Here is a 19,189-nt window from a genome sequence, read left to right on the forward strand (position 1 = left end):
AGTAATAAAAAATAGAAATAATTTAAGTATTTAGAGGGATTGTTATTACAAACTGTGCACCGCTGTGAGTTTTATCTTTATATGAGTACTGAATGTTTTTGGCCTTTATACTACCTTCTAGTTGTTTATGAATAATTTGATAAGTCATATATAAACCAATTCCAGTTCCTACTGATTCATGTTTTGTTGTGAAGTATGGTTCAAATATTTTGTTTAGAATATCTTCTTTGATTCCTTGACCATTATCTTTTATTACAATATAAGCATTATGTTTATCTTTGTAAAGTGTTAAAAATACGTAAGACTCTTCTTGTTGTATGTCATTGTTTTCTAATATTGCATCTTTTGAATTATTCAGAATATTAATTAAAGCTTGAATAATCAAGTTTTCATTCTGAGTTACTGTACATGGTTTTGTCTCAATGATTATTTTAATATTATTGTACTCAAATGAATCTCTTACTAATTGATTCACTTTATTTAATGTATCTACTAAGTCTACATCTTTTATTGCATCTACATTTGGTTTCAAGAAGTTTTTAAAGTCTTCAATAGTTTGAGATAAGTATTGTGCCGAATTATTGATATTATTCATTTGTGTTATAAGTGTTGACTCATCAAAGAATCCAAACTCTTTTTGTACTTTTATTCCTGTAGATATAGTACTGATTTGACTTAATGGTTGTCTCCATTGATGTGAGATATTTTCCAACATTTCACCAGTTGTTGATATTTTTGATTGTTGTAAAATAAGTGCTTCTTTTTCTTTTATATCACTTAGGTCAATGATTGTAGAAACTCTTAATTTACCTTCTTTTGTATCTATACTTTTTCCTCTAACTAAAGCAGGAAAAGTTTTGTCGTCAGATTTTAGAAGTAGTACTTCATAAGGTTCTGTAAAAGAAAGTTGTAGTTTTTCAAAAAGAATAGTTTGAGAAGACATATCGATTAAATCGCTAAGTTCTTTATTTTGTAGTTGTTTTTTTGTTTGATAATCAAAAAGACTTAAAGCTCCTTGATTTACATCTTGAATAACACCATCTTTTGAGATAATAATACCTTCCATTGTTGCATCTAGTATAGTCTGCATTTTATTATATGATTCTGTTAATTTCAGATTGTTTTTTCTTTGTACATATTGTCTATAAATTAAAAAAGAAAAAACTAATAAAACTAAAATGAAAGTTTCCCAAAATAGTTTATAATCAACTTTTTCTTCATATTTAACAGAAATATGTTTGTTTAGTAATTCTTGTTTTTTACTTTCACTTAGGTTATTGATTAGTTTATTTAGAATATTCTGAAGAAGTCTATTATCTTTTTGTACTGCCATATGTATATAAAGTTTTTCATCAAATTTACTACCTATTTTTAATTCAGCAGGATAGTCTTTTTGAATTTTGTATGCAATTACTGGAAGTGCGTCAATAACTCCAAATAACTCACTCTTTTCTACTTTTTCTAGACCTTTATCAATACTGTCTATTTCTACAAAATCAAGATTCTTATATTTATTTTTTAGAATCTCACTATAACTATAATTTTTTACAATACCAACTTTTTTATTTTTTAGATCTCTTATATTTATAATAAAAGGAGTACTATTTTTTGTTGATAGAACTAAAGGTGTATTTATATATGATTCTGTGAAGTTCATGATTTTTTCTCTATCTTTTGTTTTTACAACCATTGATAATAAATCACACTCTTTATTTTTGAATTCCTTTATAGATTGTGACCAAGAATTTGTTTTAATTAATTGTATTGGAGTATTTATCTTTTCTGCGAATTCTTTTAGAATATATTTTGTTATACCTTCTATTTGGCCTTTTTCATTTATCTTTTCAAAAGGCATCCATCTAGGATCAATACATAAATTAATAGCTTTTTTATTTTGTAAATAGTTTTTTTCTGTATTAGATATATTCACAACGTCAATATTCAGCTCTTTTAATTCTAAAATCCACTTGTTTGTAAGTTTGTCAATTTCATGAATTGCTATACTATTAAGTGATTTTTTGATGATATTGTATAACATCAAATCAATCTTTTTAATTCCAAAACGTAAATCCTCTTTTTTTATGCCAGTGAATTCATCAAGAGGTTTAATACTTGTGATTGATTGTGCTATTACAGCTTTTTTACCACTTGTATAAGAGGCTAGAAAATAGTCAATTTTACCTAAAGCTAAGGCTTTGGCTTTTTCATTACTACTAACATATTCAATTACATTAATACCCTGTTGTTTTAGTTGGTCTTTGTAATAAATAGAATAACTAATACCTACATTTTTCCCTTTTAGGTCTGCTATTGTTTTGTAGTTTTTGTCATTTTTTAATCCAAAAATAAAAGTAGGAATTTCATAATAGGGATTAGTAAATAAAGCAAATTTTTTTCTTTCATTAGTAAGAGATATTTCTGAAACCATATCAGTTTTATTTTCTTTAAAATCTTTTAATATCACGTTCCATTTTTCTGTATAAATATCAAAATTTAATCCAGATATATAAGAAATTTTTTCTAATAAATCTTTTGTATAACCTTGATGTTTTTTATTTTCAATAAATGAAAAAGGTTTAAAGTTTGAAATCATACCAATTTTAATTACAGGACTTGAATAAATATATTCTAACTCTTCTTGAGTGAATAGTTCTTTTGGTTTGTGATCTGATGCATAAGCGTGAGAAAATAAGAGAAAGAATAATAGTGCAGTCAAAAGACGTAAAAGAGATTTCATTATTATTTCCTCTTGCTATAAGCTTAGTTTATCTAGTATATTTACTATTTGCTTATAACAAGATTTATTGTTTTATAATAATAATTATATTTTTAATCTATACAAAAACTCTCTTGTTTCCCTCTTTTTTGATGTTTGAGAAGTTATCTAGGTAATCTAAGTATGTAACAATATACTTTCTACTTAATTCATAATGTTCTTTAAAGTTGGCAATTTCAATATAACCATCTTGTTTTATTATTTCTTTCATTGAAGCAATAAGTTTATTTAGACTTTCCCCATGAATAAATAGATTATGTTGTAGTCTAATAACTTGTTTTTTAGATGTTAATGACTTCAAGATATTATCTCCAAGTTTTCTATCTAAGTCTAAATCATCATAAATATTATAAGGAGCCGTGGGAGCTATATCTTCTTTTTCTAATCTTTGAAGTACAATATTTTCTAGATTTTTAGCAAAATCTTCTTTGATATTTGCATTTTTATATAAATTGTTTTCTTTTACTAAGAAGTTTTCTTCTTCAAGAATATCAAGTGCAGATTGAATGAAACCTTCACTTGCCCATTTTAGTCTTAGTTTTAATGATGTACTAGAAAGTAGGGCATAAGTATTTTTTGTATAAATATCTCTAATAAAATCTAAGATTAAATCTTTTGTTTCTATTGGATAGATAATTAATTCTTTCTCATCAATAAATACATTTTCTAAACTTCTACCAAATTCAATAGCTTGTTCATGAGATAATGCAAATCTTTGAGTTGAAGAGATAAGTCCTAGACCTTTTTTGTGTGCGTTTAATAACTCACGATATGCTTCTTCAAAATTGTTTTTATCTAAGGCTTCTAATAAAACTCTTTTTTGATTCTTTTTCATAGGATCAACAATAGGGTTTAATACTTTTGCCCCAGCAATAGTAGCGTTACCTTGTCTTAAAATGATTTTTTCACCAAATACACTATATAGGTTTTCATCTGCTTTAATCGTAGCAAAACCTTTTTCTAAACTAGTAGTTGAATCAAAAAGTAGTACTTTTACTTCAATTTTTTTAGAACCTATGAACATAGTATAGTTTTTGTTATGTTGTAAAGTTTTTTCTTTTAGAGCGCAAAAAGAGATATCAATCATATCAAAACCTCTTAAGTAACCTTTTTTTGTAATAAGATCACCTTTTTTGATATTAGAAGCATTGATTCCTTGAAGATTAATAGCAGCTCTATTTGAGATATTTGCTTCAATTACATTTTCATTATGTACTTGAATGTTCTTGATTTTACTCTCTTTTTGTGCATCACAAATAAATACTTTTTCATTTAGCTCACACATATGTCCTAGAACTGTTCCAGTTACAACTGTACCAATACCTTTTGGTGAGAATACTCTATCTACGTAGTATCTAAAGAAGTTTTCTTCTTGTTTTGAAGAGTTTTTAATAGTAAATAATTTGTCTTTTAATCTCTCAATTGATTTTTCATCATAAACAGAAACTGCTTGTAAGAATTTGATATCAAAGTCATATTCACTTAAGAAGTTAAGAATATTTTGTTCTTGCTCTTTTAGCTCTTCTTCTGTAACTAAATCTTTTTTTGTAATAGTTACAATAATATCTTTTAACCCAAGAAGATTAATAATCTCAATATGCTCAACAGTCTGAGGTTTAATACCCTCGGCAGCACTAATTACAAGCATTACATAATCAAATCCAAATGCTCCTGCAATCATATTTTTTACAAGTTTTTCATGTCCTGGTACATCAATAAAAGCGATATTTTGTTGACCTTTTGAAAGATTAGAAAAAGATAAATCAATTGTTATACCTCTTTGTTTCTCTTCATTTGTACTATCACCTTCATATCCATTCAAAGCTTTAATAAGAGCTGTTTTACCGTGGTCAATATGACCTGCTGTTCCAATAATAATATTTGACATTAGTTAAACACTCCTCTTATAATTGTTTCTATTTCTTTAATTTCTGATTCATTGATACTTCTAAAGTCTATTAGTACTTTTTCACTCTCAATTCTAACGATTAGATTCTTCGCTCTTAATAGTTGTTCAATCTTATTTGGTTTATAGTTTTTATACTCTAAACTTAATGCAACTGTTGGTATTTTCTTATTTGGAGTAGTTCCTCCGCCAATTAGTGATTGAGTGTGTATCACTTCACATTTACAAAGGTCTTGGATATTTTCTTTTAATAAGAATGCTCTTTTTTCTAAAACTTCTGTTTTTTCAAATAACATTTTTAATGTTGGAATATCTTCTATTTCACCTTTTAGGTATGAAGTTAGATTATCTTCTAGTAAGGCTAGAGTAATTTTATCAACTCTTAGCATTCTTAATAATTGGTTCTTTTTAATCTTAGCAATTAATTCTTTTTTCCCTACAATTATTCCAGCTTGTACACTTCCTAGAAGTTTATCTCCTGAGAATGATAATAGTGATGGTTTATGTTCCATATATTTTAAAAGTGATGGTTCTGCTAAATCAAGATTGTATGGTAAGTCAATCATATGACCGCTTCCCATATCGTAGTAGTCAATTACATTGTTATCATTTGCTACTTTGATAATATCTTCATATAAAACCTCTGAAGTAAAACCTTCAATAGAGTAGTTTGATTTATGAACTTTCATAAGCATAGATGTATTTTCATTTATAGCGTTTTCATAATCTCTTAAATGAGTTTTATTAGTTGTTCCAATCTCTTTTAGGTTTGCACCACTTTGAGTCATTACTTCTGGAACTCTAAAACTTCCACCAATCTCTACAAGTTCACCACGACTTACTACTACTTCTTTGTTTTTAGCAAAAGTATTAAGTATTAGAAATACAGCACTTGCATTATTGTTTACAACAATAGCATCCTCACAACCAGTTAAGGATTGAAGAGTATCAACTATATGAGAGTATCTCTCTCCTCTTTTTCCCTCTTTAAGAGAGTATTCAAGATTGTTGTATGAAGTTGCAACTTCTTTTACCCTATCAAAACTTTCAGGATTGATAAGAGATCGTCCTAAGTTTGTATGTACAATAATTCCAGTTGCGTTGATTACTTTTTGTAATGATGGAGAATTTATTTGATTATATTGTTTTAATACTTGTTCTATTAATTCATCGTATGTGAAATTTTCACATTCTTTATTTAATATATTTGTTCTAGTATTATTTATAACATCCTTTGCAATAGCCGTAATTAAAGGCTTTGCGCATGCTTCAAAAGCTTTGTCATTGACAAACTTGTCCACTTTTGGAAGGCTCTTCAGTAAATTCATATTTACCCTTTCAGATTCTTTTAAAAATATTTTGTGTAAGATTTCACTCTTCTTAAACGGGGGGTATGTGATCCTGGTGGACACCGCAGGCTTCAACCCTGATCGGCGGTTTTTGTGTAAACGCCGCGGTAGGTTCGATTCCTACACCTTCTCGCCATTAACTAAAATGGCTACAACCCCCGAAGAATCATACTTTCTTACAAAATTGTTCTGAGATTTTATCCAATTAAATATTCATTATTACTTAAGATAATAGTAAAGTTTTTTTTACTTTTTAATAATTTTAATATGTATATTTAAAAACTTTTTCTAAAATAAAATAAAAATTTATATTAATAAGGAATAAACAAATTATGTCAATTACAAATACAAAAGAATTCCTATACTCTCATGGAGAGAAACTTATTGCTTTGGGATTCATACTTTTTATTACTTATGCTTTAATGAGTGAGATTTATACAAAAGATGTTTATGTGAAGCCAATAGGGTCTTTGGGCGGGTTTATAGCTAGTTTAGGCATGATTGGACAGCTACTTTATTATAAAGAGTTTTTTCAAAAAGAAGGTTTGATTTTTGTAATACTAAAAATAGGGTATTACTTCATGTATTATTTTTCTTTTGTATTTTCTATTTTTATTTTAGTACACTTTTTTATATCTATTTATGATTTTCTTTTTGTATTTATTTCTTAGAAGTTTTTACTATATTTTTATATAAAATATTGTATTTTAAAAAAATAAAAAAAGAAGGACATATATGGAAGACTCTTGGCAACTAGTACCAACAAAAAACATAAATCAAATGTTGAGATTAAGAACAGATATAAATGAAGATAATCTTGATGGAAAATTTAAAAACCTACTTGTTGTAAAACACAAATACCATGTAGCGGATGACATTATGTTTCCTGATCCTTCTTGTTTAGCTTTTTTTACAGCTTTTGAACAGAATCATTTAGTGAACTTTGAACAAAATGGTGAGTTGAAATTATTAGGTGTTGATATATTTGAGGGAACTATGAAGTTTTTCATTTATTGTGATGATGCACAAAAGACAGTTTATGATTGTATTTCATTTCTAAAATCAAATCCACTTTTTAAATGTGAATTTGAAATTATTTTAAACGATAATGGAAACAGTATCAAAAAGCTAAAAGCTTAAATACAAAAAGAATATTATAGTTAGTGAACTATAATATCTTTTGCTCCTTTTGGAATAACTTCTCCAATAACTGAAGCATATCCGAAAGTTAAATCTTCTATCTCTTTTATATACTCTTTAGCATCATTTTTATCCATAGCAATTAATAAACCACCTGATGTCTGAGCATCACATAATAATGATTTACAATAGTTGGATAAGTTATTCATATATAATACTTTATCTTCTAGATATTTAATATTTTTCTTTGTTCCACCAGGAATTACATCATCATTAGATAATGATATAGCTTCCTCAATAATAGGAACACTTTGACATTCAATCATCATTGAAGTCAATTCATTTGTACACTCTAAGGCATGACCTAATAATCCAAATCCAGTAATATCTGTACAAGAACTAATATCATATTTTCTCATGATTTTAGATGGAAGATAGTTTAGTGCTTCCATAATATCTGCACAATGTTTCATTAATTCAATTGGTAATAAATCTCTTTTTATAGCTGTAGTTAAAATCCCCATTCCAATTGGTTTTGTAAGAACTAAAACATGACCTATTTGGGCAGTATTGTTTCTTACTATTTCATTTGGATGAATCATTCCAGTTACAGATAAACCATAATACATTTCAGGTGATTCAATAGTATGTCCACCTAAAAGTAAACCTCCACACTCTTTGATTTTTTCATTTCCACCATTTAGGATTTCTCCTAATGCTTCATAAGATAGGTTCTTTTTGTCAAAACCTACAATATTTAATGCTGTTTTTACTTCTGCACCCATTGCAAAAACATCAGATAATGAGTTTGCAGCAGCAATTTTTCCATAAATATATGGATCATCAATAACAGGAGTAATAAAATCTAAAGTTTGTACCATTGCTTGTTCATCATTAATTTGATAAACACTAGCGTCTTCGGCCGTATCAAAGCCAACTAAAATTCTGCTATCTGTTGGAGTTAAGTTGCAAATTGTTTGTTTCAAGTCCCCCGGACCCATTTTTGCGGCTCACCCAGCAGCTTTAACGAATTTAGTTAGTTTATATTCGTTATTCATTATATTCCTTATTTTGCATCTGTGATTATTAAAGTAGTAATTATTTTTAAGTTATACCATATCTAGGTAGTTATAGTATAAAAATGTTAGTTATTACACTTATGTAAACCTAATACATAGGTCAATGCAAATTAGTAGACAATATTCTACAAGCAAATGATTTAAGGTATGGTTAAATAGAGGTAAAATATTTTTTACTATAATTATCTTATTAAAATCATACAAAAGTATTTATTTTTATTATGTTAGTATAATTAAATATATTAAAAAAGGACTATTTATGAGTCTCCAGAGTAAATTAATAGCAATTGCATCCTTATCAATTATAATAATTTGTTTTCTCGGAATCAAAATAGTTGAAGATTCTTATGACAATTACAAACGTGCTCTAAGTATTGAAGAAATGATTGATTTATCTGATGATATTTCTCACTTAGTACATGAAATGCAAAAAGAAAGAGGTCTTTCAGCTGCATTCATTATCTCTGGTGCAGATGTTTTTAGAGAAAGACTTGTTAATCAAAGAGTAAAAACAACAAAAGTATTCAAAGAATTTGAACATGTTTTTTATAAAAACATTGATTCTTACGATAATGAAATAAAAGAAAGAATAAAAAAAATATTATCAATGTATAAAGATAATATTGATTTAAAAAGAATGTTAATCATAAATGAATCAATTGATGTTTTTGAAGTAATAGACTTTTTTACGAAGATAAATGATGAATTTTTAAGTAATCTTTTATATCTATCCAAAATATCAAATAATCCAGAAATTACAAATGATTTAATTGCTTTTAACAATTTACTTCTATTAAAAGATAGATTAGGACTTGAGAGAGCTATAGGTTCTATTGTTTTAGTTTGGAACTTTTCTGATGAATCTATATTTAGGTTCAAAGAAGTTGCAACCTCAATAGAAATTTATAAAGACAATTTTTATTTTTATTTATCCCTCGAAAATAGACAATACTTCAAGGAAAAAATACAAAGCAGTAAGTTAGCTTATGTTGATGAGTTAATAGAAAAGTTTATAAATTGGAATGGTAGAGATAATATAGATATTAGACCTATGTATTGGTTTGATAGTACTACAAAAAAAATAAATTTTTATCAAGAACAAAATTTATTTTTTATAAAACAACTAAAAAAAGATGTTTTTAATTATAAAAATAAATCAAAATCTGAACTAATTCTTTTATCAATTATTATGATTTCTTCAATTTTAATTTTTACAATTTTTACATATTTGACGCAAAAAAGAATTTTAAAATCATTACATAACTTTAAAATTGGTTTATTATCATTCTTTGATTATTTAAACCAAAAAAGTGAAAAAATCGAGGTTCTTAATGAGTCTACTAATGATGAATTTGCATCTATGTCAAAGATTGTTAATAAGAATATAGAAACAACTAAGAAAAATCTTGATGAAGATAAAGCTGTATTAAATGAAGCTATTGTAATTATAAAAGAGTTTGAAAAAGGTAATTTACACCAAAGATTAACAAGTGAAATATCAAATCCAATTTTAAATGAACTAAAAAATATCCTAAATCAAATGGCTAACAATTTAGAGTTAACAATTGAAGAATTACAACATACAAATGAAGAGTATGAAGTATCATTAGATAATTTAAAAAAGACACAAACACAATTAATTGAATCAGAAAAAATGGCAAGTTTAGGTGGATTAGTTGCTGGAGTAGCACACGAAATAAATACTCCTGTAGGTATTGGTATTACAGGAAGTAGCCATTTCCTAGAGATGACTGATAAACTAAAAAAGTTATATGATAGTGATAATATGGGAGAAGATGATTTTGAAGATTATCTAAATAGTTCTGTTGATTTAGCAAAACTAATTAATCTAAACTTATCAAAAGCAGCAGAATTAGTAAAAAGTTTTAAACAAATTGCTGTAGACCAAACTAGTGAAGAAAAAAGAACTTTTGCCTTAGAAAAGTATCTAAACGAGCTTTTATTAAGTATTGGAAATGTTTTAAAAAGAACAGAACTAGAAGTAGATATTCAGTGTGATTCAAATATTAAGATCTATTCTTATCCTGGTCTTTTATCTCAAATAATTACAAACTTGATAATGAATTCAATAATTCATGGTTATGATGAGATAAAACAAGGAAAAATAATTATAGATATAAAAGTAATAGATGAAAACTTAGTTATTAGCTATAAAGATGATGGTAAAGGTATTCCAAGTGAGAATCTACTTAAGATTTTTGATCCTTTTTTCACTACAAATAGAGAAAATGGTGGAAGTGGTTTAGGTTTAAATATAATATATAATATAATAACTAAACAATTAAACGGAACGATAAAATGTAAAAGTAATGAACCTGTAGGTACAGAATTTTTAATTACTTTTAAAATATAAAATAGGAATAAATTATGGGAAATATGAAATTCTCTAATAAAAATAAAATTTTAAATGATAATGCAGAAAAATGGAAAATCTTAATATCCGACGATGAAGAAGATGTTCATTTACTTACAAAAACTGTATTAAAGAACTTTGAATATAAAAACAAACAATTAGAATTTATCAGCGCTTATAGTGGAAAAGATACTGTAGAAATATTAAAAGAAAATGATGATATTGTGTTAGTTCTATTAGATGTTATTATGGAAAATGATCATGCAGGATTAGAAGTAGTAAAACGAATAAGAGAAGAATTATGCAATGATTTTATCCAAATAATATTACGTACAGGGCAATCTGGACAAGTACTAGAAGATGATGTAGTTATGAACTATGCAATTAATGATTATAAAGAAAAAACTGAATTAACATCTCAAAAACTTCTAACTACAATTACTACATCTATTCGTTCTTTTGAAAACATGAAAAATATAAAAAAACTAAACCATGAATTAGGTGGTTTATTATCTATTTATGATGAATTTGTAATTGCCGCAAGAACTAATAAAGAAGGTGAAATTGTTTATGTTACAGAAGCATTTTGTGAACTTACTGGTTACACAAAAGAAGAACTTATTGGAAATACTCATTCTCTATTAAAAAGTTCTAATACTGCACAAGAAGTATACGATGACTTATGGAATACAATTAGTTCTGGTAATGTTTGGAAAGGTGAAATTCAAGATAAAAGGAAAGATGGTAGTTTATACTGGTTATCAACTATTATTTCACCTGAATATGATGTTGAAGGAAACTTTTTATATTACACTGCAATTTCTCAAAATATTACAGAAAAAAAAGCTATTGAAAAAGCTAAAATTGAAATGGAATTAGCAAATAAAGAAATAGAATCTTTAAATGAAGAGATAATTGATACTCAAAAAGATGTTGTTTTCAGACTAGGAGCTATTGCCGAAGCTAGAAGTAAAGAAACAGGAATGCATGTAAAAAGAGTTGCAGAGTACTCAAAACTTTTAGCTTTATACTCTGGTTTGAGTGAAGAAGAAGCTGATATTATAAAAATGGCAAGTCCAATGCATGATATTGGAAAAGTAGCAATTCCTGATAATATTTTGAATAAACCAGGAAAATTTACAGATGAAGAGTTTGAAATTATGAAAACTCATGCTCAGATTGGTTATGAGATGTTAAAATCATCTCCAAAAACAATTTTAAAAGCAGCAGCTATAATTGCTCATCAGCATCAAGAAAAGTACGATGGTAGCGGATATCCTCAGAATTTAAAAGGTGAAGATATACATATATATGGTAGAATCACAGCATTAGCAGATGTTTTTGATGCTTTAGGAAGTGAACGAGTATATAAGAGCGCTTGGAGTGATGAAGAAATATTTAAACTATTTAAAGAGCAAAGAGCTAAACATTTTGATCCTAAATTAATAGATATTTTCTTTGAGCATCTAGATGAATTTTTAGATATTAGGGATACATTCGTGGACCAATAGTTTTCAAACAAAAGGTGACTTTATGAGAATTATAAATTTCTTAATAATATTTTTGTTTATGCTAAATACTTTATTTGCAGAAGAGAAAAAAATAAAGATAGCTATTGTAAAAGATATGTTTCCATACTCATTTATTGATGATGGAGGCTTTGTTCATGGTATCTTTGTTGATTATTGGAAACAATGGGCTAAAAAAAACAATAAAGAAATAGAATTTCTTGCTTACTCAAAAGAAGACTCTATTACTGCTTTAGATGAAGAAAAAGTAGATATTCATTCTGGTTTATTTAAAGACATAAACTTATCTCAAAAATTAGATTTTATTAATATTGTATACCCCTCTCAATCTTTTGTATATTTTGATTCAAGGTTTATAAATAAAATAAAAAGTATTAATGATATTAAAAATAAAAACATTGGATTACTTAAAAACAATAAATATGAAGCATATCTAAAAAAAAACTTTCCAAATACAAAAATAAAAAAATATGAAACTCACAAGAAATTATATAAAGCTTTAGATTTACATGAGATAGATTTATTTATTAATGATTCTTTAGAAGTATGGTTTCAACTAATAAATAATTACAACTTTAATAAAGTATCAAAATTAGATGATTTTAAATTGCAAAATTGGTTTTATTGGGCAATTAAAAAAGATAATCTTAAATTAAAAGAAGTTCTAAAAAATAGCACAAAAGAGGTTTCTTTAAGTGAGATAATTGATATTGAAAAAAAATGGATTGTAGATGATTCTTTTAGATATTTTGAGAAAAAACAAAAAAGTGATTTTCTAAATGCTAAAGAGCGAGAATGGTTAAAAAATAATTCAAATCTTAGTTTAGCGGTTGTAAAAGATTGGGATAGATATAGTTCTATTTCATCTTTAGGTGTTGTGGAAGGATTCCATATTGATTTGATTAATAAAATTAATAAAATTTTAAATAGTCAAATAAAAATAAAGGTTTTAGACACTTGGTCCAAAGCATATGATTCTGTTATCACAGGCGAAACATCAGGAATCCCAGGGCTATCATGGTCTAAGAATAGAGAAGAAATTTTTAATTTCACACCTTCTTATTATTATAGCCCTTACTTTATTGTTACTAGAAAGAGTAATAGAACAATAAAAAGTTTAAAAGATTTTAATAGTCATAAAGTTGCAACCTTCGAGAATTCTATTACTAATCTTATAATTAAAAAAGATGCACCAAATGCCAATATTATGCACATTAACAGTATAAAGGGAATTCTAAAAGGAATAAATGAAGGAATTGTAGATGTGGCATTACTTGAGAATGCTAAAGTTATTGATTTAAATAAATACAATTTAAAAATTATTGATTCTATTTACAGTAAATATAGTGAGTTATCAATTGGTACATTAAAAAAGAATGAAATATTTAGTTCTATTCTTTCTAAAGCAATAAATAAAATAAGCCCAGATGAACTCTATTCTTTAAAACAAAAATGGTTAAAAAATAAGAAGAATTTTTCAAAAGAAGAAGTTTCTTTTATTAATAACTCTAAAACTCTAAAAGTAGGAGTTGAAGATTGGACTGCAATTATTGGAATGAAGAATAATAAGGTGGAAGGAATTGCTGGAGAGATTGTTATGAAGGCTTTTTCTAATTCAGGCTTAAAGTTTGAGTATATAAGAGGCACTTGGGATGAGTTGTTGGACTCATTTAAAAAAGGTAATATTGATATTTTACCTACGACTTTATATACAAAACAAAGAGATAAATATGGTGATTTTTCAAAACAATACTTATCCCTAAAAAACTATATTTATGTGAGATCAGATAATAAAAGTGTTAAATCTTTAAGTGATTTAAATAATAAGAAAATTGCAATTCAAAAAGATTTTGCAACAATTACTTTAATAAAAGAGAAGTTTCCTAATATAAATATTATTGAAACAAAAGATTTAGAGGAGTCTATTCAATTTGTTCTTAATAATGAAGTTGATGCCTTATTTGAAATTCAAGTCTCAGTAGAGAGTAAATTAAGAGAATTTCTAATCACTAATTTAAAACCTATTTCTCAAAATAGTATTAAATCTAAGGGCTTACATATTTTTATGAAAGAAGATAAAGATCTATTAAAAAGTATTTTAAATAAATCTTTGGACACAGTATCAGAAGTAGAGCGAAATCAAATCATATCAAAATGGTTAAATAAAGTAAATGTAAAAAAAGAGATAAATATTGCATTAACGACAGAAAAAGCTCCTTATGTTTTAAGTGAGAAATATATAAGAGGAATTGAATATGATTTACTTAAAAAAATATTTGATTTAAACTCAATCAAAATTAATAGAGTAAGAAAATTCCTAACACCAAAGATGAATACAGTTTTATTGCAGAATAATGATTTAGATTTAGCAGTTAATGTTAAAGAGAATAAAAAAGATGGACTATTCTATTCTAAGCCTTTTATAGAGTTTAAAAATATTATTGTTTCAAGAAAAAAGGATAATATCCAAATTAATAAAGTAAGTGATTTATACAATAAAAAAGTTATTGCATTTTCTAATGCTCATAAGTATTTAGGAAAAGAGTACTTCACTTTATTTAATCTACAAAATAGACCTAGAAACTATAAAGAGTACGTTTTTCAAGATTATCAAGTAAAAGAGTTTTTAAATAAGAAAGCAGATTTGATTATCTTAGATGAAAATATATTCAAATGGCATTTTAATAAATTATCAAAAGATAAACTATCTGAATATAATTTTAATTATCTTTTATCAAAACCAAATAAATATAAAGTTGCTTTTCATAATCGGAATTTAAGAGATTTATTTAATCAAAATCTTAAAATAATTAAAGAAAATGGTGATTATAAAGAGATAGTTGAAAACTATATTGAAGGTTATATTGAATCAAAATTAAAAATAAACTTTTTAATATCTTCTTTAGTTAGTAAATCTATTTTTGATGATAATCATATTGATTTAGAAAAAATTCTTAGTATATTTACTTCTTTACCATATATTGAAAAAATCGAAGTTTTTAATAATAAAGATATGTTAATATCAGAAGATTTTGAAATTGAAAGTACTAAGTTTACTCAACAAGATAGTTACTATCTAACTAATGACTTACCTCAAAAAGTAGGTTATATAAAAGTATATTTTAATAATAAGCTTTTAAAAAAACATAAAGACAATCACTCTTTTATTCCTCAAATAGATATATTTAGCGATCTTAATGCTTATGAATATATATTAAGTGTTTATAAAAGATTTGGTTATATAAATAAAAGAATTAATTTTGATACTGATGAACTTTCTTTTCTAGAAAAGAAGAGAGTTCTTAAATTTTCAAGCTCCCATTGGCAACCTTTATCTATAACAGAAAATGATAAACATGATGGTTTATTTTCTGATTATCTGAAATTAGTTGAAAAAAGAACAAACCTAAAGTTTGAATATGTCAAAAGTAAAAACTGGTTAGATGTATTAGAAAAGTTTAAGAACAAAGAAATTGACTTAATACCAGGTATTGGAAATAAGGCATTTAGTTTTGAGAAAGCTTTTGTTACTAAACCTGTAACTTCTTTTAAATATGCAATTGTTTCAAATAAGAATGAAAACTTTATTGATGGATTAAAAGATCTAAAAGGTAGAACAGTTGCTGTTCCAAAAGGTTATAGTTCTTATAAATTATTAAAAAGTAGTAATTTAGATATAGATATTATTGAAACAAAAGATGAAAAAGAAGCTTTAACTTTAGTTTCAAGAAAAGAAGCTGACGCCTTTGTTGGACATAGTGCAATAGCTATTTATAATATTAAAAACAACTTCCCAGAGTTAAAAATAGTTGGTTTAACTAATGTGAAATTTTTACATCATTTTTTAGTTCAAGAAGATTACCCAGAATTGCAAAGTATTTTAAATAAAGTTATTACAAGTATTTCACCAAAAGAAAAACAAGATATAAAATATAAGTGGATTCAAACAGAAGTTTCAACTGCTGTTGATTATTCGGTAATTTATACAATAATTATTATCTTTTCTGTAATTTTATTAATTGTTTTAATTTTTACAAGAAAATTATCACAAGCAAAAAAAGAGATTGAATTAAAAAATAAAAAGATTGAAAATACCATAGAAACACTAGTAAATACTAAAAATGAATTAATAGCAAAATCAAAAGATTTAGAAGAACAAAAAGAGGCTTTCGAAACACTATTTTATGATGCAACTGATGGTCTGAGCTTATTAAAAGATGGAAAGTTTATTGATTGTAATAATGCTGCTTTAAATATTTTAGAGTATAAAGATAAAGAGAAATTCTTAAATCTTGAGCCCCATGAATTATCACCAGAATATCAACCAGATGGCGAAAAATCAGAGTTTAAAGCTAAAAAACTAATCGAAGAGTGTTTAGAAATTGGTTCAAATAGATTTGAATGGATTCATCTAAAATCAACTGGTGAAGAAGTTTGGATATCTATACTTCTTACAAAAATTATATTAAATCATGAAACTATGCTTCATGTAGTATGGAGAGATATTTCTGATAAAAAAATACTTGAAAAACAAATTTTAGATAGAAACAATGAATTAGAAGATGCTAATAATGAACTAGAAATTTCTATTGATAACTTACAGCAAACACAAGAGCAATTAATTGAATCAGAAAAGATGGCAAGTCTTGGTGCTTTAGTAGCTGGTGTTGCACATGAAATCAATACTCCAATTGGTATTGGTTTAACAGGAGCTAGTCATTTCCTAGAAATTTCTAATAAAATAAAAAAATTGTATAAAAATGATAAAATGACTCAGGAAAGTTTTGAAGACTTTTTAAATACATCAGACGAACTTGCTATTTTAATTAACTCAAATTTGAAAAAAGCGGCAAATTTAGTTAAAAGTTTCAAACAAGTTGCAGTTGATCAAACTAGTGAAGAAAAAAGAGAATTCTTATTACGTACATATATTGAAGAGATATTAGCAAGTATTCACAGTGTAACAAAAAAGACAAAACTGGATATTTTTATTTCTTGTGATGATGATATTAAAATAAATAGTTTTCCAGGAGCCATTTCTCAAGTATTAACAAATTTAATTATGAATTCAATTATTCATGGATATGAAAAAAGAGAAAAAGGTCTTTTATCTATTTATGTAACTAAAGAAGATAATCATATTAAGATACTTTATAAAGACGATGGAAGAGGAATCAAAGAAGAAAATATATCCAAAGTATTTAACCCATTTTTTACTACAAATAGAGAAAATGGTGGTAGTGGATTAGGCTTAAATATTATATATAATATTGTTACTACAAAACTAAATGGAAAAATAACTTGTGAAAATAAAACAAAAGGTGTTGAGTTTATTATAACTTTTGAAGTATAATAAGACTAATAGGAATTAATTATGGGAAAATTAAATTTTTACAAAGCTAATAAAGAAGTTGAAGAGAGCCATGAGACATGGAAGATCTTAATCGCTGACGATGAAGATGATGTTCACTCTCTAACTAAAACAGTATTAAAAAACTTTGTATATAAAAATAAAAAATTAGAATTTATCAGCACCTATAATGGGGAAGATACAATAAATGCAGTAAAAAATAATGATGATATTGTGCTTATTCTTCTTGATGTAATTATGGAAAATGATGATACAGGTTTGCAAGTAGTAAAAACAATTAGAGAAGAGTTGAAAAATCAATTTATACAGATTGTTCTTCGTACTGGACAAGCAGGATTAGTTCCTGAAACAGAAGTTGTAATGAATTATGCAATTAACGATTATAAAGAAAAAACAGAATTAACTTCAAAAAAACTAATAACTACTATTGTTTCTTCTATTAGATCTTATGAAAATATTACAGAGCTTGAAGAGAGTAAATCAAAAATAGAATTACTAAACTATGATTTAAATAAGTTAGTTAATTCATTAGATAAGAATGTAATTACATGTAAAGTTAACAAAATAGGAAAACTAATTTATGTTAGTAGAGCTTTTTGTAAAGCTTTTGGATATGAAGAAGATGAATTATTAGGACATTCAACTACTTCATTAATCCATGCAACTTTTGATAAAGATAAATTTGAAGAAATTAAACTTGCATATAGAGAATATAAACCTTGGCATGGGGAAGTGAAGTTTCAAACTAAAAATGGACAAACACTTTGGGCTTATGTTAGAAGAGAAGTAGAGTTAGATGGAAATGGAAACTTCTTAAATTATACAGTTATCTCACAAGATATTACTGCTCAAAAAGATATGCAAGAAGCAAAAAATGAAATAGAACTTTTAAATGAAGAGATTATTGATACACAAAAAGAAGTTGTATTTAGATTAGGTGCTATTGCTGAAGCTAGAAGTAAAGAAACAGGAATGCATGTAAAAAGAGTTGCAGAGTATTCAAAGCTTTTAGCTAGATATTATGGATTATCTAGTGAAGAGTGTGAAATTGTAAAACTTGCAAGTCCAATGCATGATATTGGAAAAGTGGCAATTCCTGATAATATATTAAATAAACCAGGAAAGTTTACACCTGAAGAGTTTGAAATTATGAAGACACATGCTCAAATTGGTTATGAGATGTTAAAAACTTCTAATAAGACAATTTTAAAAGCAGCAGCAATTATTGCCCACCAACATCAAGAGAAGTTTGATGGTTCAGGTTATCCTCAAGAGTTAAAGGGTGATGGAATTCATATTTATGGACGAATTACAGCTTTAGCTGATGTATTTGATGCATTAGGTAGTGATAGAGTTTATAAAAAAGCATGGGAAGATGAAGAAATCTTTGATTATTTTAAAGCGCAAAGAGATAAACATTTTGATCCAATTTTAGTAGATATCTTCTTTAAAAACTTAGATGAATTCCTAATTATTAGAGATAAATTCAAAGATACCTTATAATTGTAAAAAAATTTTTACTATTATTAAGAGGTATTTTATACAAGATATATTAATATTCCATTATAAATTAGCATATAGACCTAAGGTTTAGGTTGGACATAAAGTATGATTTATCTACATTATTAACTTTATTTCTTCATTATTGCTTCAAAAAATTTGAGG

At 26.1% G+C, this 19,189-nt stretch carries 10 protein-coding genes and 1 tRNA gene; 7 read left to right on the top strand and 4 right to left on the bottom strand.

Annotation, left to right across the window (positions count from 1 at the left end):
• Window positions 1–22 precede the first annotated feature (22 nt).
• The 3 genes from ALEK_RS06500 to selA all read right to left on the bottom strand — a co-directional run bounded on the left by ALEK_RS06500 (window position 23) and on the right by selA (window position 6,010).
• Window positions 23–2,737, bottom strand: coding sequence for a transporter substrate-binding domain-containing protein (locus ALEK_RS06500; RefSeq protein WP_071625962.1), 2,715 nt, complete (start codon window positions 2,735–2,737; stop codon window positions 23–25).
• Window positions 2,738–2,834: 97 nt separating this feature from the next.
• Window positions 2,835–4,664, bottom strand: a complete 1,830-nt coding sequence (gene selB / locus ALEK_RS06505) for a selenocysteine-specific translation elongation factor (RefSeq protein WP_071625961.1) — start codon at window positions 4,662–4,664, stop codon at window positions 2,835–2,837.
• Window positions 4,664–6,010, bottom strand: coding sequence for an L-seryl-tRNA(Sec) selenium transferase (gene selA / locus ALEK_RS06510; RefSeq protein ID WP_071625960.1), 1,347 nt, complete (start codon window positions 6,008–6,010; stop codon window positions 4,664–4,666). Before selA ends, selB begins: the two co-directional genes overlap by 1 nt.
• A gap of 58 nt (window positions 6,011–6,068) precedes the next feature.
• On the opposite strand from selA, the gene ALEK_RS06515 reads away from it, so the two are divergent.
• The 3 genes from ALEK_RS06515 to ALEK_RS06525 all read left to right on the top strand — a co-directional run bounded on the left by ALEK_RS06515 (window position 6,069) and on the right by ALEK_RS06525 (window position 7,171).
• Window positions 6,069–6,167: transfer RNA gene (locus tag ALEK_RS06515), tRNA-Sec, on the top strand.
• 196 nt (window positions 6,168–6,363) lie between these two features.
• A complete protein-coding gene (locus ALEK_RS06520) occupies window positions 6,364–6,702 on the top strand; it encodes a hypothetical protein (protein WP_071625959.1) in 339 nt (112 codons plus the stop codon).
• 64 nt (window positions 6,703–6,766) lie between these two features.
• Window positions 6,767–7,171 (top strand): DUF695 domain-containing protein, encoded by a 405-nt coding sequence (locus tag ALEK_RS06525; protein WP_071625958.1) that lies wholly within the window; start codon window positions 6,767–6,769, stop codon window positions 7,169–7,171.
• 20 nt (window positions 7,172–7,191) lie between these two features.
• Here the strand turns inward: ALEK_RS06525 and selD are convergent, their stop codons facing one another.
• Complete coding sequence (gene selD / locus ALEK_RS06530; RefSeq protein WP_197950353.1) at window positions 7,192–8,229, bottom strand: selenide, water dikinase SelD; 1,038 nt, start codon at window positions 8,227–8,229, stop codon at window positions 7,192–7,194.
• A 280-nt stretch (window positions 8,230–8,509) separates the two neighbouring features.
• Between selD and ALEK_RS06535 the strand changes: the two genes are divergently transcribed.
• Genes ALEK_RS06535 through ALEK_RS06550 form a run of 4 tightly spaced genes read left to right on the top strand, consistent with a single transcriptional unit; the run spans window position 8,510 to window position 19,027 of the window.
• Window positions 8,510–10,624, top strand: coding sequence for a nitrate- and nitrite sensing domain-containing protein (locus ALEK_RS06535; RefSeq protein WP_071625956.1), 2,115 nt, complete (start codon window positions 8,510–8,512; stop codon window positions 10,622–10,624).
• Between the two features lie 14 nt (window positions 10,625–10,638).
• Entirely contained in the window at window positions 10,639–12,135 is a 1,497-nt protein-coding gene (locus tag ALEK_RS06540; RefSeq protein ID WP_083574590.1) for an HD domain-containing phosphohydrolase, read from the top strand.
• A 22-nt stretch (window positions 12,136–12,157) separates the two neighbouring features.
• Window positions 12,158–17,506, top strand: a complete 5,349-nt coding sequence (locus tag ALEK_RS06545; RefSeq protein WP_071625955.1) for a transporter substrate-binding domain-containing protein — start codon at window positions 12,158–12,160, stop codon at window positions 17,504–17,506.
• 21 nt (window positions 17,507–17,527) lie between these two features.
• Window positions 17,528–19,027, top strand: coding sequence for an HD domain-containing phosphohydrolase (locus ALEK_RS06550; protein WP_071625954.1), 1,500 nt, complete (start codon window positions 17,528–17,530; stop codon window positions 19,025–19,027).
• Window positions 19,028–19,189: the final 162 nt, after the last annotated feature.

The organism is Poseidonibacter lekithochrous (genome assembly GCF_013283835.1).
In the GTDB taxonomy this organism is placed as follows: domain Bacteria; phylum Campylobacterota; class Campylobacteria; order Campylobacterales; family Arcobacteraceae; genus Poseidonibacter; species Poseidonibacter lekithochrous.

Excerpts from the sequence above, each read along its gene's own strand:
- selB (WP_071625961.1), bottom strand. The coding sequence starts at position 4,664 with ATGTCAAATATTATTATTGGAACAGCAGGTCATATTGACCACGGTAAA.
- selA (WP_071625960.1), bottom strand. The coding sequence starts at position 6,010 with ATGAATTTACTGAAGAGCCTTCCAAAAGTGGACAAGTTTGTCAATGAC.
- ALEK_RS06525 (WP_071625958.1), top strand. The coding sequence starts at position 6,767 with ATGGAAGACTCTTGGCAACTAGTACCAACAAAAAACATAAATCAAATG.
- ALEK_RS06540 (WP_083574590.1), top strand. The coding sequence starts at position 10,639 with ATGGGAAATATGAAATTCTCTAATAAAAATAAAATTTTAAATGATAAT.
- ALEK_RS06520 (WP_071625959.1), top strand. The coding sequence starts at position 6,364 with ATGTCAATTACAAATACAAAAGAATTCCTATACTCTCATGGAGAGAAA.
- ALEK_RS06535 (WP_071625956.1), top strand. The coding sequence starts at position 8,510 with ATGAGTCTCCAGAGTAAATTAATAGCAATTGCATCCTTATCAATTATA.
- ALEK_RS06500 (WP_071625962.1), bottom strand. The coding sequence starts at position 2,737 with ATGAAATCTCTTTTACGTCTTTTGACTGCACTATTATTCTTTCTCTTA.
- ALEK_RS06550 (WP_071625954.1), top strand. The coding sequence starts at position 17,528 with ATGGGAAAATTAAATTTTTACAAAGCTAATAAAGAAGTTGAAGAGAGC.
- ALEK_RS06545 (WP_071625955.1), top strand. The coding sequence starts at position 12,158 with ATGAGAATTATAAATTTCTTAATAATATTTTTGTTTATGCTAAATACT.